The sequence below is a fragment of the Kitasatospora sp. NPDC088134 genome (assembly GCF_044741705.1).
In the GTDB taxonomy this organism is placed as follows: domain Bacteria; phylum Actinomycetota; class Actinomycetes; order Streptomycetales; family Streptomycetaceae; genus Kitasatospora.
Genome location: NZ_JBIUTD010000016.1, coordinates 125,895 through 143,490, shown reverse-complemented (window position 1 = coordinate 143,490; position 17,596 = coordinate 125,895). Strand labels below are relative to the sequence as shown.

The 17,596-nt window shown below is 72.7% G+C and carries 19 protein-coding genes; 6 read left to right on the top strand and 13 right to left on the bottom strand.

The features are described 5' to 3' along the window. Positions 1 to 21: 21 nt before the first annotated feature. Entirely contained in the window at positions 22 to 444 is a 423-nt protein-coding gene (locus tag ACIOHG_RS24390; protein ID WP_400953702.1) for a cupin domain-containing protein, read from the top strand. On the opposite strand, the gene ACIOHG_RS24385 is transcribed toward ACIOHG_RS24390, so the two are convergent. Continuing rightward, complete coding sequence (locus tag ACIOHG_RS24385; RefSeq protein WP_400953701.1) at positions 392 to 1,669, bottom strand: MFS transporter; 1,278 nt, start codon at positions 1,667 to 1,669, stop codon at positions 392 to 394. The two genes, ACIOHG_RS24390 and ACIOHG_RS24385, sit on opposite strands and share 53 nt — an antisense overlap. A 112-nt stretch (positions 1,670 to 1,781) precedes the next feature. Between ACIOHG_RS24385 and ACIOHG_RS24380 the strand changes: the two genes are divergently transcribed. After that, positions 1,782 to 2,711 (top strand): LysR family transcriptional regulator, encoded by a 930-nt coding sequence (locus ACIOHG_RS24380; RefSeq protein WP_400953700.1) that lies wholly within the window; start codon positions 1,782 to 1,784, stop codon positions 2,709 to 2,711. A gap of 290 nt (positions 2,712 to 3,001) precedes the next feature. Here ACIOHG_RS24380 and ACIOHG_RS24375 read toward each other — a convergent pair whose 3' ends face one another. From ACIOHG_RS24375 to ACIOHG_RS24365, 3 genes are all read right to left on the bottom strand, one after another. After that, on the bottom strand, positions 3,002 to 4,357 hold the full coding sequence (locus ACIOHG_RS24375) for an NAD(P)/FAD-dependent oxidoreductase (RefSeq protein ID WP_400953699.1): 1,356 nt from the start codon (positions 4,355 to 4,357) through the stop codon (positions 3,002 to 3,004). Positions 4,358 to 4,386: 29 nt separating this feature from the next. Beyond that, complete coding sequence (locus ACIOHG_RS24370) at positions 4,387 to 5,406, bottom strand: hypothetical protein (protein ID WP_400953698.1); 1,020 nt, start codon at positions 5,404 to 5,406, stop codon at positions 4,387 to 4,389. A 288-nt stretch (positions 5,407 to 5,694) separates the two neighbouring features. Next, positions 5,695 to 7,404 carry an amidohydrolase family protein gene (locus ACIOHG_RS24365; protein ID WP_400953697.1) on the bottom strand — a complete coding sequence of 570 codons (1,710 nt, stop codon included), beginning with the start codon at positions 7,402 to 7,404 and terminating at the stop codon, positions 5,695 to 5,697. Between the two features lie 532 nt (positions 7,405 to 7,936). Between ACIOHG_RS24365 and ACIOHG_RS24360 the strand changes: the two genes are divergently transcribed. Continuing rightward, positions 7,937 to 8,659: a GNAT family N-acetyltransferase gene (locus tag ACIOHG_RS24360; RefSeq protein ID WP_400953696.1), complete on the top strand. Its 723-nt coding sequence runs from the start codon at positions 7,937 to 7,939 to the stop codon at positions 8,657 to 8,659. A gap of 146 nt (positions 8,660 to 8,805) precedes the next feature. Here ACIOHG_RS24360 and ACIOHG_RS24355 read toward each other — a convergent pair whose 3' ends face one another. Both ACIOHG_RS24355 and ACIOHG_RS24350 read right to left on the bottom strand, forming a co-directional pair. After that, positions 8,806 to 8,997, bottom strand: coding sequence for a DUF5999 family protein (locus ACIOHG_RS24355; protein WP_400953695.1), 192 nt, complete (start codon positions 8,995 to 8,997; stop codon positions 8,806 to 8,808). Positions 8,998 to 9,331: 334 nt separating this feature from the next. Beyond that, positions 9,332 to 10,018 carry a hypothetical protein gene (locus ACIOHG_RS24350; RefSeq protein ID WP_400953694.1) on the bottom strand — a complete coding sequence of 229 codons (687 nt, stop codon included), beginning with the start codon at positions 10,016 to 10,018 and terminating at the stop codon, positions 9,332 to 9,334. Between the two features lie 370 nt (positions 10,019 to 10,388). On the opposite strand from ACIOHG_RS24350, the gene ACIOHG_RS24345 reads away from it, so the two are divergent. After that, a complete protein-coding gene (locus ACIOHG_RS24345; protein WP_400953693.1) occupies positions 10,389 to 11,888 on the top strand; it encodes a glutamate--cysteine ligase in 1,500 nt (499 codons plus the stop codon). Between the two features lie 101 nt (positions 11,889 to 11,989). Beyond that, a complete protein-coding gene (locus tag ACIOHG_RS24340) occupies positions 11,990 to 12,778 on the top strand; it encodes a CPBP family intramembrane glutamic endopeptidase (protein ID WP_400953692.1) in 789 nt (262 codons plus the stop codon). A 33-nt stretch (positions 12,779 to 12,811) separates the two neighbouring features. On the opposite strand, the gene ACIOHG_RS24335 is transcribed toward ACIOHG_RS24340, so the two are convergent. Beyond that, positions 12,812 to 13,219: a hypothetical protein gene (locus ACIOHG_RS24335; protein ID WP_400953691.1), complete on the bottom strand. Its 408-nt coding sequence runs from the start codon at positions 13,217 to 13,219 to the stop codon at positions 12,812 to 12,814. Here ACIOHG_RS24335 and ACIOHG_RS24330 point away from each other — a divergent pair. Next, positions 13,218 to 14,819 carry a recombinase family protein gene (locus ACIOHG_RS24330; RefSeq protein WP_400953690.1) on the top strand — a complete coding sequence of 534 codons (1,602 nt, stop codon included), beginning with the start codon at positions 13,218 to 13,220 and terminating at the stop codon, positions 14,817 to 14,819. The genes ACIOHG_RS24335 and ACIOHG_RS24330 overlap by 2 nt on opposite strands. A gap of 74 nt (positions 14,820 to 14,893) precedes the next feature. Here the strand turns inward: ACIOHG_RS24330 and ACIOHG_RS24325 are convergent, their stop codons facing one another. The 6 genes from ACIOHG_RS24325 to ACIOHG_RS24300 are packed head-to-tail and all read right to left on the bottom strand — an operon-like array spanning position 14,894 to position 17,433. Further along, positions 14,894 to 15,088 (bottom strand): hypothetical protein, encoded by a 195-nt coding sequence (locus ACIOHG_RS24325; protein ID WP_043477103.1) that lies wholly within the window; start codon positions 15,086 to 15,088, stop codon positions 14,894 to 14,896. Beyond that, the gene (locus tag ACIOHG_RS24320) at positions 15,085 to 15,672 is read right to left on the bottom strand and encodes a hypothetical protein (protein WP_043477105.1); all 588 of its coding nucleotides are present in this window, start codon (positions 15,670 to 15,672) and stop codon (positions 15,085 to 15,087) included. The genes ACIOHG_RS24325 and ACIOHG_RS24320 overlap by 4 nt, the downstream gene beginning before the upstream one ends. Then, positions 15,656 to 15,826 (bottom strand): hypothetical protein, encoded by a 171-nt coding sequence (locus tag ACIOHG_RS24315; protein WP_158516526.1) that lies wholly within the window; start codon positions 15,824 to 15,826, stop codon positions 15,656 to 15,658. The genes ACIOHG_RS24320 and ACIOHG_RS24315 overlap by 17 nt, the downstream gene beginning before the upstream one ends. Next, positions 15,823 to 16,128 (bottom strand): hypothetical protein, encoded by a 306-nt coding sequence (locus ACIOHG_RS24310; RefSeq protein WP_043477107.1) that lies wholly within the window; start codon positions 16,126 to 16,128, stop codon positions 15,823 to 15,825. Before ACIOHG_RS24310 ends, ACIOHG_RS24315 begins: the two co-directional genes overlap by 4 nt. A gap of 20 nt (positions 16,129 to 16,148) precedes the next feature. Next, positions 16,149 to 16,319: a hypothetical protein gene (locus ACIOHG_RS24305; RefSeq protein ID WP_158516527.1), complete on the bottom strand. Its 171-nt coding sequence runs from the start codon at positions 16,317 to 16,319 to the stop codon at positions 16,149 to 16,151. Positions 16,320 to 16,377: 58 nt separating this feature from the next. Beyond that, a complete protein-coding gene (locus tag ACIOHG_RS24300) occupies positions 16,378 to 17,433 on the bottom strand; it encodes a hypothetical protein (RefSeq protein ID WP_400953689.1) in 1,056 nt (351 codons plus the stop codon). Positions 17,434 to 17,596: the final 163 nt, after the last annotated feature.

Sequence of the window (17,596 nt, the reverse complement as noted above, 5' to 3'; positions counted from 1 at the left end):
CGTCAACCCAAGGAAACCATCATGGAGTTCATCGTCCCGCAGCCCACCGCGAAGGCCCCGGCCGAGTGGTTCACCGGCGACGTTTGGTGGGACGTCCTCGCGGCCGGCACCGCCCCGTCCCGGCTGCGCTTCAACCTGGTCCGGTTCGCCCCGGGCGCCCGCACCCACTGGCACGCCCACGCGGTCGGCCAGACCCTGCACGTGGTGTCCGGCACCGCGCTGGTCGGCACCCGGGACGGCACCGTATTCGAGGCCTACCCGGGCGACACCGTCTCCTGCCTGCCCGGCGAGGAGCACTGGCACGGCGCCACCGCCGACCGCTTCATGGCGCACTACGCGCTCTGGGAGGCCACCGGCGACGGCACCCCCGAGACGACCTGGGCCGAACCCGTCACCGACGCCCAGTACACGGAACCGGCCCGCACCCGTCGGCTGCAGGAGTAGCCGACTCCTTCCCCCCGGAAAGGGGTTCGCGCGGCAGCAGCAGCGGCGACGCCAGCGCGAGCAGCCCGGCGGCCAGCAGCGCGGTGCGCGGCCCGGCGGCGTCGGCGAGCAGACCGGCCAGCGCCGTGCAGAGCGCGATCGCGGCCTGCTGGCCGATCGACCAGGCCGCCAGCGTCCGGGCCACCAGGTGCGACGGGGTGCGCTCCAGCCGGTGGGTGGCCAGGACGGGCGTGTACAGGCTCATGTGGACGACGATCGCCAGCTCCACCGCGATCACCGTCCACAGCCCGGCCGCGCCCGGCCGGACGAACGCCAGCCCGACCAGCCAGAGCGCGCGCAGCGTCCCGACCACCCGGAACACCCACCACCGGCCGCGCCGGGCCACCACCCGGCCGGCCAGCCGGGAGCCGAGCAGGCCGCCCAGGCAGGGGACCGCGAACGCCAGCCCGTACTGCCAGGCGGGGAAGCCGAGTTGGCGCAGCAGCAGGACGGCGAGCAGCGGCTCGGTGGCCATGATCAGGCCGGAGACGGCCAGGTTGTTGAGGTACAGCGCCCGCAGCACCGGATCGCCGAACAGGTGCCGCCAGCCGTCCAACAGGCCGCCCGCCCAACGCCGTTCACCCTCCGCGGCGGGGCGTTCCGGGACGCTCTCCCGGTGCCGGACCGAGGCGACCCCGAGCGCCGACAGCAGGTAGCTCGCCGCGTCGGCGACCACCGTGGTGACGGGGCCGAACAGGCCGATCGCCGCCCCGCCGAGCGGCGGGCCGACCGCGATGGAGCTCCAGTTCGTCGACTCCAGCCGGGAGTTGGCGACCAGCAGGTCCTCGGGGCGGACCACCGCCTTGAGCAGCGCGCCACTCGCCGCCCCGGAGGCGATCCGGGCGGCCGCCAGCACGGCCGACACCACCAGCAGGTGGGCGAAACCGAGCACCCCGCAGGCGTACGCCGCCGCGACGCCCGCCAGCGCCGCGCCGCGCACCAGGTCCGCGCCGACCATCACCCGCCGCTTGCGCCGGAACTCCACCCACGGCCCGAGCGGCAGCGCCAGCAGCGCCCCGACCGCCGGGCCGACCGCCGACAGCGCCGCCACCTGCGCCGCCCCGGCGTGCACCACCAGTACCGCCAGCAGTGGCAGCGCCCCGAACCCGAACCCCGAGCCGTACGCGCTCACCGCGTACGCCGCCCACAGCCGGTCGAACGACCGTCCCAACGCCCTGCGCCGCACCCGTACCCTCCCCGGTTGTCCCGGCCGAGCCAAGCGCGCGGCACAACCCCAGGTCAAACAACCGGCGAGCCCCAGCTCCACAACCAACGGTTGTTCACTATGCTCGGGCGGCGTGGACCTCGAAGCCGTACGCACCTACGCCGCCGTCGCCGCGACCGGGCAGTTCCAGAAGGCCGCCGCCGAACTGTCGATCACCCAGCAGGCCGTCTCCAAGCGGATCGCCGCGCTGGAACGTCAACTCGGCGTCCGCCTGTTCACCCGCACCCCGCGCGGCGTCGAACCGACCATCGACGGACAGGCGTTCCTGCCGCACGCCCGCGAACTGCTCCGGGCCGCCGAACGGGCCCTCGCCTCGGTGCGCGCCGACCGCCGCCCGCTCCGGGTCGACGTGATCAACTCGCGCGGCGCGGCCTCCGGACTGCTGCGGGACTTCCACCGCGCCCACCCCGACGTCGAACTCGACGTGGTGATGCTGTTCGACGTCGACACCGCGGTGGCCGCGATCCGCTCCGGCACCGTCGACGCCTCCTTCCGCGCCGTCCCCGCGCCCGGGCACCCGCTCCCCGAGGACGTCGCCGCCCGCCGCGTCCTCGACGAACCCCTGCACCTGCTCACCGGCCCGGCCCACGCGCTGGCCGCCGCCCGCTCCGTCCCGCTCGCCGACCTGGCCGGCCACCGGATCTGGATGCCCGGCATCGTGCCCGGCACCGAATGGGCCCGCTACTACGACGACCTGGTCGCCGAATTCGGCCTCACCATCGAGGCCACCGGCCCCAACTTCGGCTCCGACGCCCTGCTCGACACCATCGCCGACACCCCCGCCCTCGCCACCTTCATGAGCGAACACACCCGCCTGGTCTGGCCCGCCGCCCACGGCCTGCGCCGCATCCCGATCACCGACCCCACCCCGGTCTACCCCCACTCCCTCCTCTGGCACCGCGCCAACCCCCACCCCGCCCTCCCCACCCTCCGCGCCCACCTGACACCCCCCGCCCTCGACGCCCCGAACACCTGGACCCCACCCTGGACCCGCTCCCACTGAGCCCCCGCCGCCGGAGACGAACCGCCACCGACAGCGAAGCGCCCCCGCTCCCGGCAGGGGCGACGGGTAGTCGACGGTGCGTCAGGAGGTCTGGATGGGACGGGTGTCGAGGCGGACGTGATCGATGGCCCAGTGCCAGTTGTTGCTGCGTCGTGCCTGCGGAACTTCAGGACGGCGGTCCGCGCGCCGACGGGTGCAAGCCTTGACGGCAGCGGCCCTCGAAACCGCCACCAGCACCCTCGCCGGCTCCGAGGAGAGTGTCCTGCAAGGTGCGGGCGGCGGACGTGCCGTCAGCGGGGGCCGTGGAGGCGGGTGTTGAGGAGGGTGCGCAGCAGGGCGCGGGGGCGCAGGACGGCGAGGGGGGAGGTGAGCATGTGTTGGACGCGGGCGAAGCGCCGGTAGAGGGCGGGATTGTCGGGGAGCTCGTGGAGGGTTTCGACGAGGTAGCGGTGGGCGAGCCGGTGGGGGTAGGAGGCGCTCTCGGGGTGCCAGCCGAGGTCGGCGCTGGTGGCCAGGAGCCAGGGGGTGTGGAGTCGGCGGGCGGCGTGGCGCTGGAAGACGCGGGCGGTGGTGTCGAGGTCGTGGGTGCGGGTGAGGGCCAGGGCGAGCTGTTCGGCCTGGACGGCGGCGGCGGTGAGGCCCTGGCCGTAGATGGGGTTGAAGGTGCAGAAGGCGTCGCCGAGGACGGCGAGGCGGGTGGGGAGGTGCTGGACCCGGTCGTAGCGGTGCCAGCGGTTGCCCCGGCAGCGGTAGTGGTGGGTGTCGCCGACGGGTTCGGCGTGGGCGATGGCGTCGGTGAGGCGGGTGGAGCGCAGGGAGGCGGCGAACTCCTTGACCTCGGTGTCGGTGCGGGGCACCGGTTCTCCGTCGGTGCTGAGTAGACAGACCTGCCAGTGCGCGTCGTCCACGGTGACCACGGCGCCGCCCCGGCGGGCGTGGGGGGCGTAGACCGTCTCGAAGACGAGCTTCCAGTCGGTGCGGGTGCCGGGTGGGATGCGGTAGAGCTGGGAGACGTAGTCGACCTTGGCGAGGACCTCGCGGACGGGGGGCTGCGGGAGGCCCGCCTCGGCGAGCAGCAGCGGGAGCCGGGAGGAGCGTCCCCCGGCCTCGACGACGAAGTCGGCGGTGAGTGCGGTGCGGTGGCCGGTGGAGCGGTCCGGACCGGCGACGCCGGTGATCCTGCGGCGGTCCGGACCGAGGAGGAGTTCGTCGACCGCGAAGCCGTCCCGGAGGGAGACCCCGGGCAGGTCGAGCACCCGTTCCCGGACGTGGGCCTCCAGCATGTCCCTGGTGAAGGACTGGATCATCAGGTCCATCGGGTGGGCGGGGGACCAGCCGGTGAGATAGAGCACCCGGAAGCCGGTGCCGAAGTCGAAGACGGGTGCGCCCCGGGCCGCGAGTTCGTCCCGCAGGCCGGGGAAGAGGGCTTCCAGGACCTGTCCGCCCCGGGCGAGGAGCAGGTGCGGGTGTTCGGCCTGCGGAGCACCGGGGTGTCGGCCGGAGGCGGGGTCGAGGACGTCCCGTTCGAGGATGACGACCTCGGGGAAGTGGTCGGCCAGGACGCGGGCGGCGAGCAGGCCGGCGTAGCTGCCGCCGATCACGATCGCCCGTTCCCGGGACGGTCGGTGACGTGGTTCCAGGGACATGGCGGGACTCTCTGCCGTCGGGGGCGGGGTCAGCAGGTGGTGCCGATGAGGTCTTCCAGGTAACCGGCCTCCCCGGGGGCGGGGACGGGGACGTCCTGGGAGTAGCGGGCGGTCTCGTTGCCCCAGTCGTAGTTGCCGCGGATCCAGTCGGCCATGCCCTCGGCGAAGCGCAGCAGGTTCAGGGTGTCCTGGGAACCCAGTCCCTCGCCGACGGCCAGGGCGGGCAGCGACTCGCGCAGGCGGACGAAGTCGCGGACCCGGCGGTTGACGATGTCGCGGCCGACCTCCAGGGACTCCTGGCGTCCGCAGCCGCGTTCGTGCTCGATGACCAGCACCAGGTTGTGCGTGTCGCCCCGGGACTCCTCCCGTTCCACCGAGTGCAGGTCGTTGGCCAGCGAGGTGGAGTCGGTGCAGGCGTCCCGGAGATCCAGTATCTCGGGCAACTCCTGTATACGAGAAGGGAGTTCGTAGTGACCGACGCGTTCGATCAGGTCGATCGAAGGGCGCATGCCGACCGCGTCGCGGCGGAACGCGATGTACTCCTCGACGCTCAGCACGGTCCCCCGGCGGCGGTTGGCCTCCTCGGCCTGGCAGGCGCGGAAGTGGGCGGCCCAGTGCCGCTTGTTGCGGGCCCGCCACGCGCCGGACATGCCGACGCAGATCCGCCCCCACAGTTCGCTCCAGCCCCGGGTGAGCGGGTTGACCAGCTCGGGGGGCGCGAACAGCGGGCGGTCGCAGATCGCGATCAGTTCGTCGACGACCGAGGGGGCACGCTCCCCCGGCCGGTCGTCGGGGGCGTAGAACTGGTCGTCGAAGAGGAAGAACATGCCGATCGTGTCGGTCACCAGGTCCAGTTCCGTCCCGACGGCGAGCGGGTAGCTGCGGCCCATCGAGCGGGCGATGTCCCAGGACATGTACTCGGCCACCGCCTGCGGGCTGCGCAGCAGGCCGTGGCCGAGCAGCCACCGGCGGTGGCGGTCGCGGCAACGGTCGACGTCGGGGCTCAGACGCGGGGTGAAGGGCATGTCCAGGGCGAGGGTCTGGGGCACAGGAACTCCTTGGGATCGGTGGACGGTCCGGGCACGGGGCGAGGTGCGGTCGGCGGGGGCAGCTGCCGTCGGTGGGATCGGGAGAACCACCGCCTGTCCTTCGGGGTGCTCGGGCGTTGACGGAGCACGGGGCACCGCCGGTGGCGGGTCCGGGGCAGCGTGCTCCTCGGGTCGAGGGAGGTACTGGTCGTGCGGGTGCGGGGCACTCCCGGCGTTGCCGGGATCAGTAGGCAGGTCGGCTCGGCAGGGTCGTCGAAGGTGTGCCCGGACAGGTCGGCGGGTGGCGGCTCACCGGTCGGCCGGCCCGTCGGCGCGGCCGTGCCGCAGCAGGCGGCCGGGGGTGGCGTCGCGGAAGGCCCCGTCCTGGAGGGTGACCTCGCCGTTGACCAGGATGTAGCGGTAGCCCTCGGCGCGGCGGATGCGGCGCCACTCACCGCCGGGCAGGTCCCGCACGATCTCGTCGGGCAGCAGCCGCAGGCCCTCCAGGTCGTAGACCACCAGGTCGGCGGGGGCACCGAGTTGGACGGTGCCACGGTCCTTGACCCCGGCCACGAAGGCGGGCAGCGCCGAGAGCTTCCAGTGCATCTCCTCCAGCGACACCCACCCGCGGTCGCGGACGTAGGTCGCCAGGTGCTCGGTGGGGTAGCTGCCCGAGGTGATCATCTTGGTGTGCGCGCCGCCGTCGGAGACTCCGGGCAGCACGTAGGGGTGGGCGACCAGTTCGCGCTGCAGGTCCTCGTCGATCCGGGTCAGCGGCACCTGCCAGACCGTGCCCAACCGCTCGGCGAGGGAGAGGTCGACCATCGCGTCGACGGTGTCCAGCCCGAGGGCATCGGCGATCTCCGGCAGCGGGCGGCCCTCGTACTTCTGGTACTCCGTCAGCGCGGTGCGCCTGAGCACCACGTCGTCGAGCGGGTACAGCACCGGCTTGTCCTGCCGCAGCGCCTCCCGCATCGCCGGGTCGGCCAGTTTGGCCATCCGCTCGGGGACGGTGCCGACCAGGCACGCGCGCCAGGGCGCGTGGGCGTCCCACATGTTCCAGATGTCCAGGGAGAAGACCATGCTGGGGTCGGTGGTGAAACCCTGCGCGTACAGCGGCAGGCCCTGCTCGCGGCAGCGGTCGAACCAGGCCAGCTGGTCGCGGATGCCGTCCGGGTTGGTGCCGTCGGCCATCAGCGCGTTCCACAGGATCGGGCGTCCGCCGGAACGGGCCAGCTCCTCCAGGTGCCGGCGGTCGGCCAACGGGTCGGCGGTGATCAGGGCCATCTGGACGAAGCCCTCGTTGCGCCGGGCCATCACCTCCACCAGGGCCGCCGCGGTGGCGTCGCTCATGATGTCGGAGGGGAACGCCCGGGTCTCGTGGTCCCGTTGGGCGCTGTAGTGCGTCTCCGGCGGCAGCCGCTGGGCCGACCACCCACAGGCCCCGGCGGTCAGCGCCTCGTCCAGGATGCGGGCGATCGCCGCGTTCTCGGCCGGGGTGGCGTGCCGGTTGTAGGCCGCCTCCATGCCCATCGCGTAGATCAGCAGCGGGGAGGCCGGCAGGTAGGGCAGGACGTTGACGCCCTTGGGAATGGTCTCCACCACGTCGAGGAACTCGGGGAAGGTCTCCCAGCTCCACGGCAGGGCGAGCTGCATCGCCTCGAACGGGATCTGCTCGTTGCGGCACAGCGCCCGCATCGCCCAGTCCCGCATCCCCGCGTCCACCGGGGCGAAGCCGAACCCGCAGTTGCCGATCACCACCGTGGTGACCCCGTGCATGCTGGAGATCGTGCAGTACGGGTCCCAGAACAACTGGGCGTCGTAGTGGGTGTGCAGGTCGACGAAGCCGGGCGCGACGATGTGGCCGGCGGCGTCCAGCACCTCGTCCGCGTCGGCGGCGTCCAGCCGGCCGATGGCGGTGATCCGACCGTCGCGGATGCCGATGTCCGCCCGGTAGCGGGGGTTGCGCAGCCCGTCCACGACGATGCCGCCGCTGATGATCCTGTCGAACGTCTTCATGGACCACTCCTGTCCCGTGGATGCGTGGGGAGGTGACCTGAAATCCCCGGGGACGCCGAACCGCCCGTCGGGGTTCTGCGCGCCGCTCCCGGCCTCGATGCGGGCCCGTACCGGCCGTCGGCGCTGCCGGCCCCCGCACCGGTGCGGGGCGGGGCTCGGCCGTGGGGAAGCGGCGCCGTGTGCGGCACGACGACGTGCTGACGAACCAAGTAAGACGGTCCGGGACCGCACCGGACAAGACACCCGCCGGCCCGGCATGTCACGCAATTGCCCGATGTCTCGCTCGCTCGGGCCGCCTCGACCGGAGATCGCCGAGGAGCGGCTCACCTGCGGAGTCCCCCGCAGCACGCGGGGCCGGAACCGGCACCGTCCACCGGGTCGACACCGGCGGACCGGTCGACGTCCGCACCCTGACGGCGGACCCGGTCGCCGCCCCGGCCGCCGGAAAACCCGGGGACGGTCGCACCGTTATTATGTAATACTCATTTGCAATAAGAGACTATTACCTGAAACGGACTCCGGAGAGTGCCCCATGCGCGACGACGCGCCAGACGACGCCACCGTCCCCGAACTCGTCCGGGCCTGGATCAGCGGCTGGACGGTCTCCCGCGGCGCCGCCGACCCCCGACTCCGGCCCTGGGGCTGGACGATCGACGTCGGCCAGCCCCGCCACCCCTGGCGGCACGTCCTGCCCGCCCCCACCGAGCGGGACGTCCGGGAGGTCACCGGGAGCACCACCGTCCCCTGGACGTGGCTCAAGCTCTTCGACGCCGAGGACCGCGTCCTGCCCTGGATCACCGGCCCCGGCTGGCACCAGGACGTCCCCGGCCACCTGATGACGCTCGCGCTGCGCCCCGAGCACCCCGCCGTCCCGGCCGGCTACCGGATCACCACCTGGAGCCGCGGCGGCGTGGTCCGCGCCCTGGTCCGCACCGCGGACGGGGAGTTCGCCGCCCGCGGCCAGATCGGGCTCGGCCCCGCGACGCCGCTCGCGGGCCGCACCGGCACCGCGCCCCTCGCCGTCGCCGACCAGATCGAGACCGCCCCCGCGCACCGCCGCCGCGGCCTCGGCTCCCTGCTGATGCGCACCCTCCAGCACGAGGCGCACGCCGCGGGCGCCCGCGCCGCCCTGCTGGTCGGCACCACCGAGGGCCACGCCCTCTACCGCCACCTCGGCTGGACCCTCCGCGCCCCGATGGCCAGCCTCTGGTACGACCCCGCGACCCCCACCGACCGCCCCGGGCAAGGCTCCTGACGCACCGCCGGAAGAAGCCCGGGAACGCCGGGGAGTCCGGGAATGCCGCGAACGCCAGGAACGCCGGAGCCCGCCGGGGGGCGCAACTCCCGGCGGGCTCGGGGAAAACGGGGAAAACGGGGGGAACCGCGAAGGCCGGCGAAGGCTCAGGCGGCGATCAGCAGGGAGCGGCGCGGGGCGATGACCCGGCCGTCGGGCAGCAGTTCGCCGGTGTCGTCGAACATCAGCACCCCGTTGCAGAGCAGGCTCCAGCCCTGCTCCGGGTGGCGGGCGACCGGCACGGCCGCCTCACGGTCCGCCGACTCCGCGCTCGGGCACTCGGTTCGGTGCTGGCACATCCTTGTACCTCGCTTCGCTCGGGTTCCCGACCGCCGTACGGCCGCCCCGGTGGGCGCCGTCCTGCCGACGGGCAGAAAAATAGTGCACCGGATCTGGTGTGAAACGGCGTCAGCCGGGTAGGACGATTGGTCCTCGACTCGACCGACACCAGTGTCCGACTCCGCGGGCGCTCGCGCAGCCATTTGGTGACATGCGCCACAGATCGGTGGCCGAGATCACCCGACCGGGCGGTCGGCGATCGATTCCGCGCACGAACGGGCCATGCCGGGCTGATCCGATCGGATCAGCCCGGCATGGCCCGTTCAGGTGGGGTACGACCGGCCCGAGCGGCGGTCAGCCGATCAGCGCGGTGGGGCGCGCGGCCGGCGAACGCTCCAGCCGGGCCAGCAACTCGGCGGCGGGCAGCACCTGGTGGCCCGCCACCCCGAGCGGCGCGGGCGCCAGCGGGATCATCAGGTCCTCCCCGGGGCGCGCGCTGTGCAGCCAGAGCGCCGAGGCGTAGTGCTCGGGCAGCGAGAGCAGCCGCGGCTCGAACCGCCCCGCCGCGCCGTGCGACAACTGCCAGGCCTGGCGCAGCGCCCGCACGGTGGAGTCCAGGTACGGCCCGGCGGTGACGTGCGAGAAGGCGGGGCCGCCGGGGCCCTCGACCACCTCGGCGGCGGCCACCACCTCGTCCAGCCCCGCCGGGTCGAACCCGCCCGCCCCGTCGGCGAGTTCGACCACGTCCACCGCGCCCGTCCGGCCCGCCGGAGTGTCCGCCTCCGACGCCTCCGCAGCCGCCGGGGGCACCGCCGGTTCGTCGCGGCGCAGCAGGAACCGCCAGCCGGTCCGCTCGGCGGCGGTCGGCCGGGCCCCGGGGCCGCGCAGGACGTGGACGGGCAGCGCGAGCAGCGGCCGGGGCCGCCCGGCGCCGAGGCGCAGCACGGCGGCCGCGGACGGCGGCAGTCCGCCCTCGGGGACGAGCGCGGCGAGCACGGCGTGCTGTGCGCCGGCCGGGGGCTGGGGCAGGTGCAAGGTCATGGCTGAGTCGCCTCTCCGTGCGTGATCGGCGGACTACTGCGACATACCGGCACGGCGTCGACACGAGGGGCCTGGCCGGGTCCGGTTGGGCAGGGGCGCCGAGGGGGTGGGCGGGTCGTCGACGAGCCCACCCGGGGAATGAGGAAGGGGTGTCTCGGACGGCCTTGTCCGGGCCTGAGCGGCGTGCGAATTTACTCGAACAGGTGCACAGGGTGACCTTCATATCACGTTCCGTGCTGCGGCGCAAGTCGCGGGAGAACTGATGTTCCGTCAGAAACCCTGTCTCGTCCGGGTGTTCGTATCGCGGACTACCGATCTTCGGTCTGGGCATGATGCACAGGCACTGTCGACCGAGGGGAGGGAAGGCACCGTGGGCGAGAAGGTCGTGGCGACCCGGGCGGAGCTGTCCGACCGGCAGCTGTACCGCCGCAAGCTGCAGTCCTGTCTGGACGTGCTGGAGCGGATGCTCGCGGAGGGGAGGTTCGACCGGCCCCGGGCGATGATGGGGCTGGAGATCGAGCTCAACCTGGCCGACGAGCAGGGCCTGCCGATGCTCGGCAACGAGCAGGTGCTGGACGCCATCTCCTCCGCCGACTTCCAGACCGAGCTGGGCCGGTTCAACATCGAGGTCAACGTCGCCGCCCGCCGGCTCGGCGGACACGTCTTCGAGGACCTGCGCGAGGAACTCGACACCTGCCTGCGCTACGCGGACCGGCGGGCCGCCGCCGCGGGCGCCCGGCTGGTGATGGTCGGCATCCTGCCGACCCTCGACCTGGAGCACGCCGGGCTGGAGGCGATGAGCCGCAACGACCGCTACACCCTGCTCAGCGACCAGATCCGGGCCGCCCGCGGCGAGGACATCGCGCTCGACATCGACGGCGTCGAACGGCTCGCCATCGACTCGGTGTCGATGGTCGCCGAGGCCGCCGCCACCTCGCTGCAACTGCACCTCCAGGTCACCCCGGCCCGGTTCGCCTCGGTGTGGAACGCCGCCCAGGCGATCTGCGGCGTCCAGCTCGCGCTCGGCGCCAACTCGCCCTTCCTGTTCGGCCGCGAGCTGTGGCGCGAGACCCGCCCGGTGCTGTTCCAGCAGGCCTGCGACACCCGCTCGGCCGAGCTCAAGGCCCAGGGCGTGCGCCCGATCACCTGGTTCGGCGAGCGCTGGATCGACTCCGCGTTCGACCTGTTCGCCGAGAACCTGCGCTACTTCCCGGCCCTGCTGCCGATCTGCGACGACGAGGACCCGGTCAAGGTGCTGTCCTCCGGCGGCGTCCCGCGGCTCGGCGAGATGCGGCTGCACAACGGCACCGTCTACCGCTGGAACCGCCCGGTCTACGACGTCGCCGACGGCGTCGCCCACCTGCGGGTGGAGAACCGCTGCCTGCCGGCCGGCCCCACGGTCGCCGACACCCTCGCCAACGCCGCCTTCTACTACGGCCTGGTCCGGACGCTGGCCGAACAGCCCCGCCCGGTCTGGAGCAGGCTGCCCTTCGACCTGGCCGACCGGAACTTCCAGCAGGGCGCCCGGCACGGCATCGACGCCGTCCAGTGGTGGCCGCGCGGCGGCCGCGGCAACCGCGGCCCGGCCGAACTCCCGGCCACCGACCTGGTGCTGAACGAACTCCTGCCGCTGGCCCACCAGGGCCTGGACGCGTGGGGCATCGAGGCCCGCGACCGGGACCGCTACCTCGGCATCATCGAGCAGCGCTGCCTGCGCCGCACCAACGGCGCCGCCTGGCAGGCCGCCACCGTGCACCGGCTGCGCGAGCACCACAACCTCGACCCGAACGCCGCGATCGCCGCCATGACGCGCCGCTACATCGAGCACATGCGCTCCGGCGAGCCGGTGCACACCTGGCCGGTGGACTGAGCCCCGCCGGTGGTCCGGGAACGCCGCGTCCCGCTGTGGAAGGATGATCGGCCCGGGGCGGCAACCGGCCCCGGGCCGAACCACCGCCCTCGGGGAGACCAGTGACCACCGCCTCGGCCGAGCCCACCGACGTCAAGCCGCTCTCCCGCCGGCTGCTCGCCGTCGAACTGCTGATCGTCCTCGGGCTCTCGCTCGGCGCCAGCGGCGTCGGCGCGCTGATCAGCTTCGCCGGCTCGCTCACCGAACCCGTCGCGCTCGGCAAGCAGGTCGCCACCCTGAACGCCTCCCGGGCGCCCGGCCGCCCCTGGCTCGACCTCGCCTGGCAGCTCTACTACGTCGCCCGCGGCCTGATGCCCGTCGCCCTGGTCGGCTACCTGCTGGTCCGCGAGGGCGCCGCACTGCGCACCCTCGGGTTCGACCTGCGGCACAAGCTCTCCGACCTCGGCCGCGGCGCCCTGGTCGCGGCCTGCATCGGCGGCTCCGGCCTCGCCCTCTACCTGGGCGCGCAGGCCGTCGGCTTCAACCTCACCGTCGCCCCCTCCGGCCTGCCCGACGTGTGGTGGCGGATCCCCGTGCTGGTCGCCTCCGCCTGGCAGAACGCGATCCTGGAGGAGGTGGTCGTGGTCGGCTACCTGCTGCGCCGCCTGCGCCAACTCGGCTGGGGCTGGCCCGCCGCGGTGGCCGCCGGCTCGGTGCTGCGCGGCTCCTACCACCTCTACCAGGGCGTCGGCGGCCTGGTCGGCAACATGGTGATGGGCGTGGTCTTCTGCCTGCTCTACCGCCGCTGGCAGCGGGTCGGCCCGCTGGTCGCCGCGCACGCCCTGATCGACACCACCGCCTTCGTCGGCTACGCCCTGCTGGCGGGCCACGTGAGCTGGCTGCCCTCCTGACGCACCGTCACGCGCCGCCGCCCGGCCGACCCGTCAGCAGGCCCACGGGTTCGGCCAGGCCCGGGACGGCGGGCGGCGCAGCAGCCGGTCCACGTGCTCGCGCTGCAGGCCCTGGGCGGGGTCGACCGGCAGCAGCAGCCGGTCCGCGCGCAGCACGCTGCGGCGCACCAGGCGGGGCGGGATGCAGTCGTCGATCCAGGCGAACGGGCGGCCCTGGGCGTGCCGCAGGATCGGCGCCCACTTGTGCGCCGAGAACAGCTCCATCAGCGGCACCTTGGGGTCGCCGGGCTGCGGGACGTACCCGCTGAACACCACCACGGGCAGCTCCGGCAGGCCGAGCAGCGGCGCGATGTGCGCGTTGGCCTGGTCCTCCCAGAGCGCGGGGTCGCCCTTGCACCTCCGGGGTGCGGGCACGCGCTGCTGACTGGAGAGTGGAACCATGGCACGCAAGGTATCGGTTGCGGAGCCGACCCGGTACGTTGACCTGCTGCTTCGCAAGTCTCAGGTGGTGCGGGGTACGGCTACCCGAGACATCCTGTCGCTGAAGGCACAGGAGGTGAAGGGCCGGGCGTGGGCGAAGGACAACCGGTACGAGATCCGCCGTATCTTCCGCGAGAACCTGTCCGCGTACAAGAAGGGTGTGGCGCGTCCGGAGTTCGACGCGGCGGTGCACGCGCTGCTCGACGGTGATTCGGACTGCCTGTGGGTGTACGACTCCTCGCGGTACTCCCGGCAGGGTGCGGGCGACGTCCTCAAGATCCTGGACGTGCCGGGCAAGCGCCTCGTGTTCGACCTGGACCGGCTGGACACCGACATCCCCGCCGACCGCTCCCGCATCGTCGGTAAGGCGGAGGACGCCCGCGAGTACTCCCGGGTGCTGTCGGAGAAGGTCCGCGACACGAAGGCCCAGCAGCGCGAGGAGGGCAAGTGGCTGGCGGGCGCGCCGTACGGGACGAAGGTCACGAAGAAGCGCAAGCTCAAGCCCGGCAAGTTCTGGGAGGTGATCGTGCGCATCCACAACGAGGCTGCCGAAGGCTCCTCGAACCGGAAGATCGCGCTGGGGCTGACCGCCGACGGGTACCGGTCCTCGAAGGGCGGGCCGTTCCGGTCGAACACGGTCGGCAAGATCCTTCGCAACCCGGTGTACCTCGGATGGCAGGTCTTCACGGTGAAGGGGCACCACCACCTCTACCTGAACGGCAAGGGGAAGCCGGTGCGGGTGTTCGCCAAGGGGGCGGAGACCATCCCGCAGGAGACCTTCGACAAGCACCGTCGGATCGCGGCCGGCTTCGAGCGACGCAAGAACCTGCCGACCGTGGAAGAGCAGCAGAAGACCCCCGAGCGCTCGCCCGCGTCGGGCCTGATGTGGTGCGACGGCGGCGGCCGTGACCCGAAGAAGGGACACACGGCCACGATCCACGGTCAGTCGTTCCGGTGCGGCCCGCTCAACCTCGGCCTGAAGACCTGCCCCGATCCGGTGTCGGGGATGCGGACCTCGGTGGAGCGTGTCCTTGCCGAAGAGTGGCGCAAGAAGGTGACCACCACCAGCCCCTCGGACCCGGTCATGCTGGCTGTCGCGGAGGGATGGGTGGCGCTGTCCCAGCCGGAGGAGAGCGAGAAGGAGAGCGACGCACGGGGGCAGATCAAGCTGGCGGAGGAGGCCGTGGCCCGACTCGACCGGCTCAACGCCGCCGGGGCCTACCCGGGCCGCGACGGCGAAGCCACGTTCATCGCGCTGCGCCAGGCGGCGGTGGAGGACGTGGAGAGCGCCCGGAAGGACTGGGAGGCGGTCGCCAAGCCGATGGGTGACATCTCGGTGCTGATCGACCCGGAGCGCTGTCTGAAGCTGTGGGAGACGTCGGACGAGCACTTCCGTGGGCAGTTGCTTCGGCTGGCGATCGAGCGGGTGTACTTGAAGAAGGCCCCGTACTCGGGGGCGCGCTTGAAGGCGGACCGGCTGGGCATCGTGTGGAAGAAGCCGCGCGGGTGGAAGCCGCCGAAGGAGGAGTGGGAGGAGAAGCCCAGAGCGGGCGAGTCCTGAAACGCAAAATGGGCCCCCGGTCAGCACTGTGCGAACAGTGCCGGCCGGGGGCCTTGGCGTGGGTGGGACGGGTGTCACCAGCCGACGGATTCGATGCTGGTGGCGAGGTCGAGTGCGATGTGCTCCGGGAGGGGGACGACCGTTCGGGTGATCTGGCCGGGGGTGCGGTGCTCGGTCTCGATGACGATCACACGCTCGCCTCCGGGGGTGCGGGCTTCGTAGGCGCGGGCGGCCTGGTGGACGACGGCGTGGGTCACGGTGAGGCTCATGCCGTCCCCTTCAGCAGGTAGTTCGCCATGGCGATCTTGGAGGCGACGCCGGAGTCCGGACCGAGGAGTTCGGAGGCGCGCAGGAACGCGCGCTCGCGCTGCGCGGTGGTGTCGTTCTGCGGGAGCATCGCGTTCGCGAAGGTGACCGGCTGCTGGGGCTCGGCGAAGACGGGCTGGGGGGCGGTGAGCTGGTCGGCCAGGACCGGCTGCGGGAAGGCGACGGGCGAGGTCGAGCCGCCGGCCACCAGGTAGGGGTGTCCGTCCTGGCGGGCCTGCTCGGCCTGGCGGGCGGCCTCCATCTCTCCGAGGCGTCGGGCGGCTTCGGCCTCCTCCTGGCGTACGCGCTCGATCTCCAGCGCGGTAGCGCGGGACTGGGCTGCGGCTTGGGCCAGGGTGTCGCTCAGGGAGTCAGCGACTTCGGGGTTCAGGTAGATGGACACCATGGTCTGGCCGGAGTTGACCAGGAGACCGATGTCGCCTTCGCCGTCCACGTGGGTGCGGGCGTAGTCGCGGGGCCCGTCGTACTTGCAGGGGAACCGCTGCTCGTCCAGGTGGACGGTGTGCTGCTCAGGGGTGGTCGTCATCGGTGTTCTCTCCGGTGGGCGGGGTCAGGTAGTTGGCGATGCGCAGGACGGCGCTCACCCGGGCGTCGAGCGGCTGGTCTTGGTAGCCGCGCTGGTTGGTGGCCATCTGGGTGACGGTCTGCTGGGCGAGGGCCAGGGCCTCGGTGCGGGTCATGGCTTCTCCCAGTGGGAGTCGATCCCGAACAGGGGCGGCGGCGCGGGGCGGTCATAGAGCCCGCCGGCCGCCTGCTTGGGGGCGGAGACGCGTTCGACCTTGGCCTCGCGTTCCAGGACGCTGGCCTGGCGGGCGAGGTAGGCGGACAGTTCGCGGCACTGGTCGGCGTCGAGTCGGGCGGGGCGGCCGGTCTGCGCGCCGACGGACAGGGCGAGTACGCCGCTCATCCGTTCGTTGCGCACGCCGACAACGGAGCCGTGGCGGACGGTCAGGGTGGCCTTGTGCTCGGTGGTCTCGATCACGGTGCTCTCTCTTTCCTCGGTCAGGTGGCCAGGTTCAGGAACGCCTGGACTTCGCGGGCGGAGTGCCCGCCGTCGTAGCGGACGGTTTCGCCGTCGCCAGTGATCTCCAGCCGGTAGCCATCGCCGCCGTCGGGGGTGACGTGCAGGGTCGCGCCGCCGCGCAGGGGGAAGATGCCGACCGGGTTGTTCATCGCAGGTTCCTTCCGTGGGGGTTTGGAAGGGTTGAGCCGGGGCGGTTAACAGCGGTCCTCACGAGGCGTCCCGCAGCTTCTTCACGGCCCTGGACCAGGTGGCCTTGACGGTGCCGGGAGTCTTGCCGAGTGCTTCGGCTATCGCGGTGGCGTCGAGTCGGCCGTCGTCGGTGAGCATCGGGGGCTCGCCGTCGAAGCCGAACGCGGCTCTGGCGATGGCGGCCTCGGTCGGGGACATGGTGGCCAGCAGCTCGCCCGCCTTGACCTGGGCGGCTGTGGCGAAGCGGGCGGACGTCTCGGCCTCGGCGTCGCGGTCGATGATCGCCCCGGTGGCGTGCTTGCCGCGCTTGGTGCCGGTGACCCGGACGCCCTTGCAGCGCACGGCGTCTCGGCTGATGGCGATCGGGTTGAGGGCCAGGGAGGGCTGGAGGTCGGTGCACCAGCCCGCGGTGGTGGTCCAGGCCACCTCTTCCCGGCCGCCTCGGACCTCGGTGTGGACGCGGCGGGTGCGGGGGGCGGTGCCGAGCGGGGTGTACTCGACCAGGCGGTCAGGGTCCTGCGCGGTGGAGGCGTCGAGCGTGTTCTCCGGGACGCTGTCCAGCGGCAGGGGCCGGGTGAAGGACGCGGCGGCGAGGTCGGCCTGCTCGGCGGAGAACCGGCGCTTGGTGACCGGGTGGCTGACCAGTTCCTCCTTCGCCGCCTCGAAGTCGCCCTTGGAGCGCATGAGAGCACCCATGAACGCGCCTGCGGCGTCGCGGGACGCGTCGGGGGCGATCTCGCGGGTGGCGGCTGCGAGGCCGTCCAGCTTGGCCCGCTGGAACGCGTAAGAGGTGAACTCGGCGCGGTTGTCGGCGTCGACGTCCCATGCGTGGATCGCGCGCCAGAAGCTCAGCCGCATCTCCTGGGCGATGTCCTGGGCGGCCTGGTGACTGTCGCCCTCCATCTGCTGGGCGCGCTTGCGCGAGACGGACAGGGCGATGCCTTCGAGCCCGTTCAGGATCTCCTCGGTGGCGACGCGGCCCCGGTCGAGCTTGCCCACACCGGTCAGGGCGCTCAGGGGCTTGGGGGTCTGGGCGAGGGTGATCAGGGCGGGCGTGATGCAGGGGGAAGGCATGAAAGTTCCTTGGCATGTACAGGTCATATGGATGGGCGTGCGGCATCGGCGCGCGGCGGGCCGCAAAAGGGCATGGCGAAGCCAGCGGCCGGCGAGTCGGCCGCGTCAGGGCATGAAGAAGCCCCGGCGGGCTCGGCGGCCGCGTCGGGGCATGAAGAAGCCC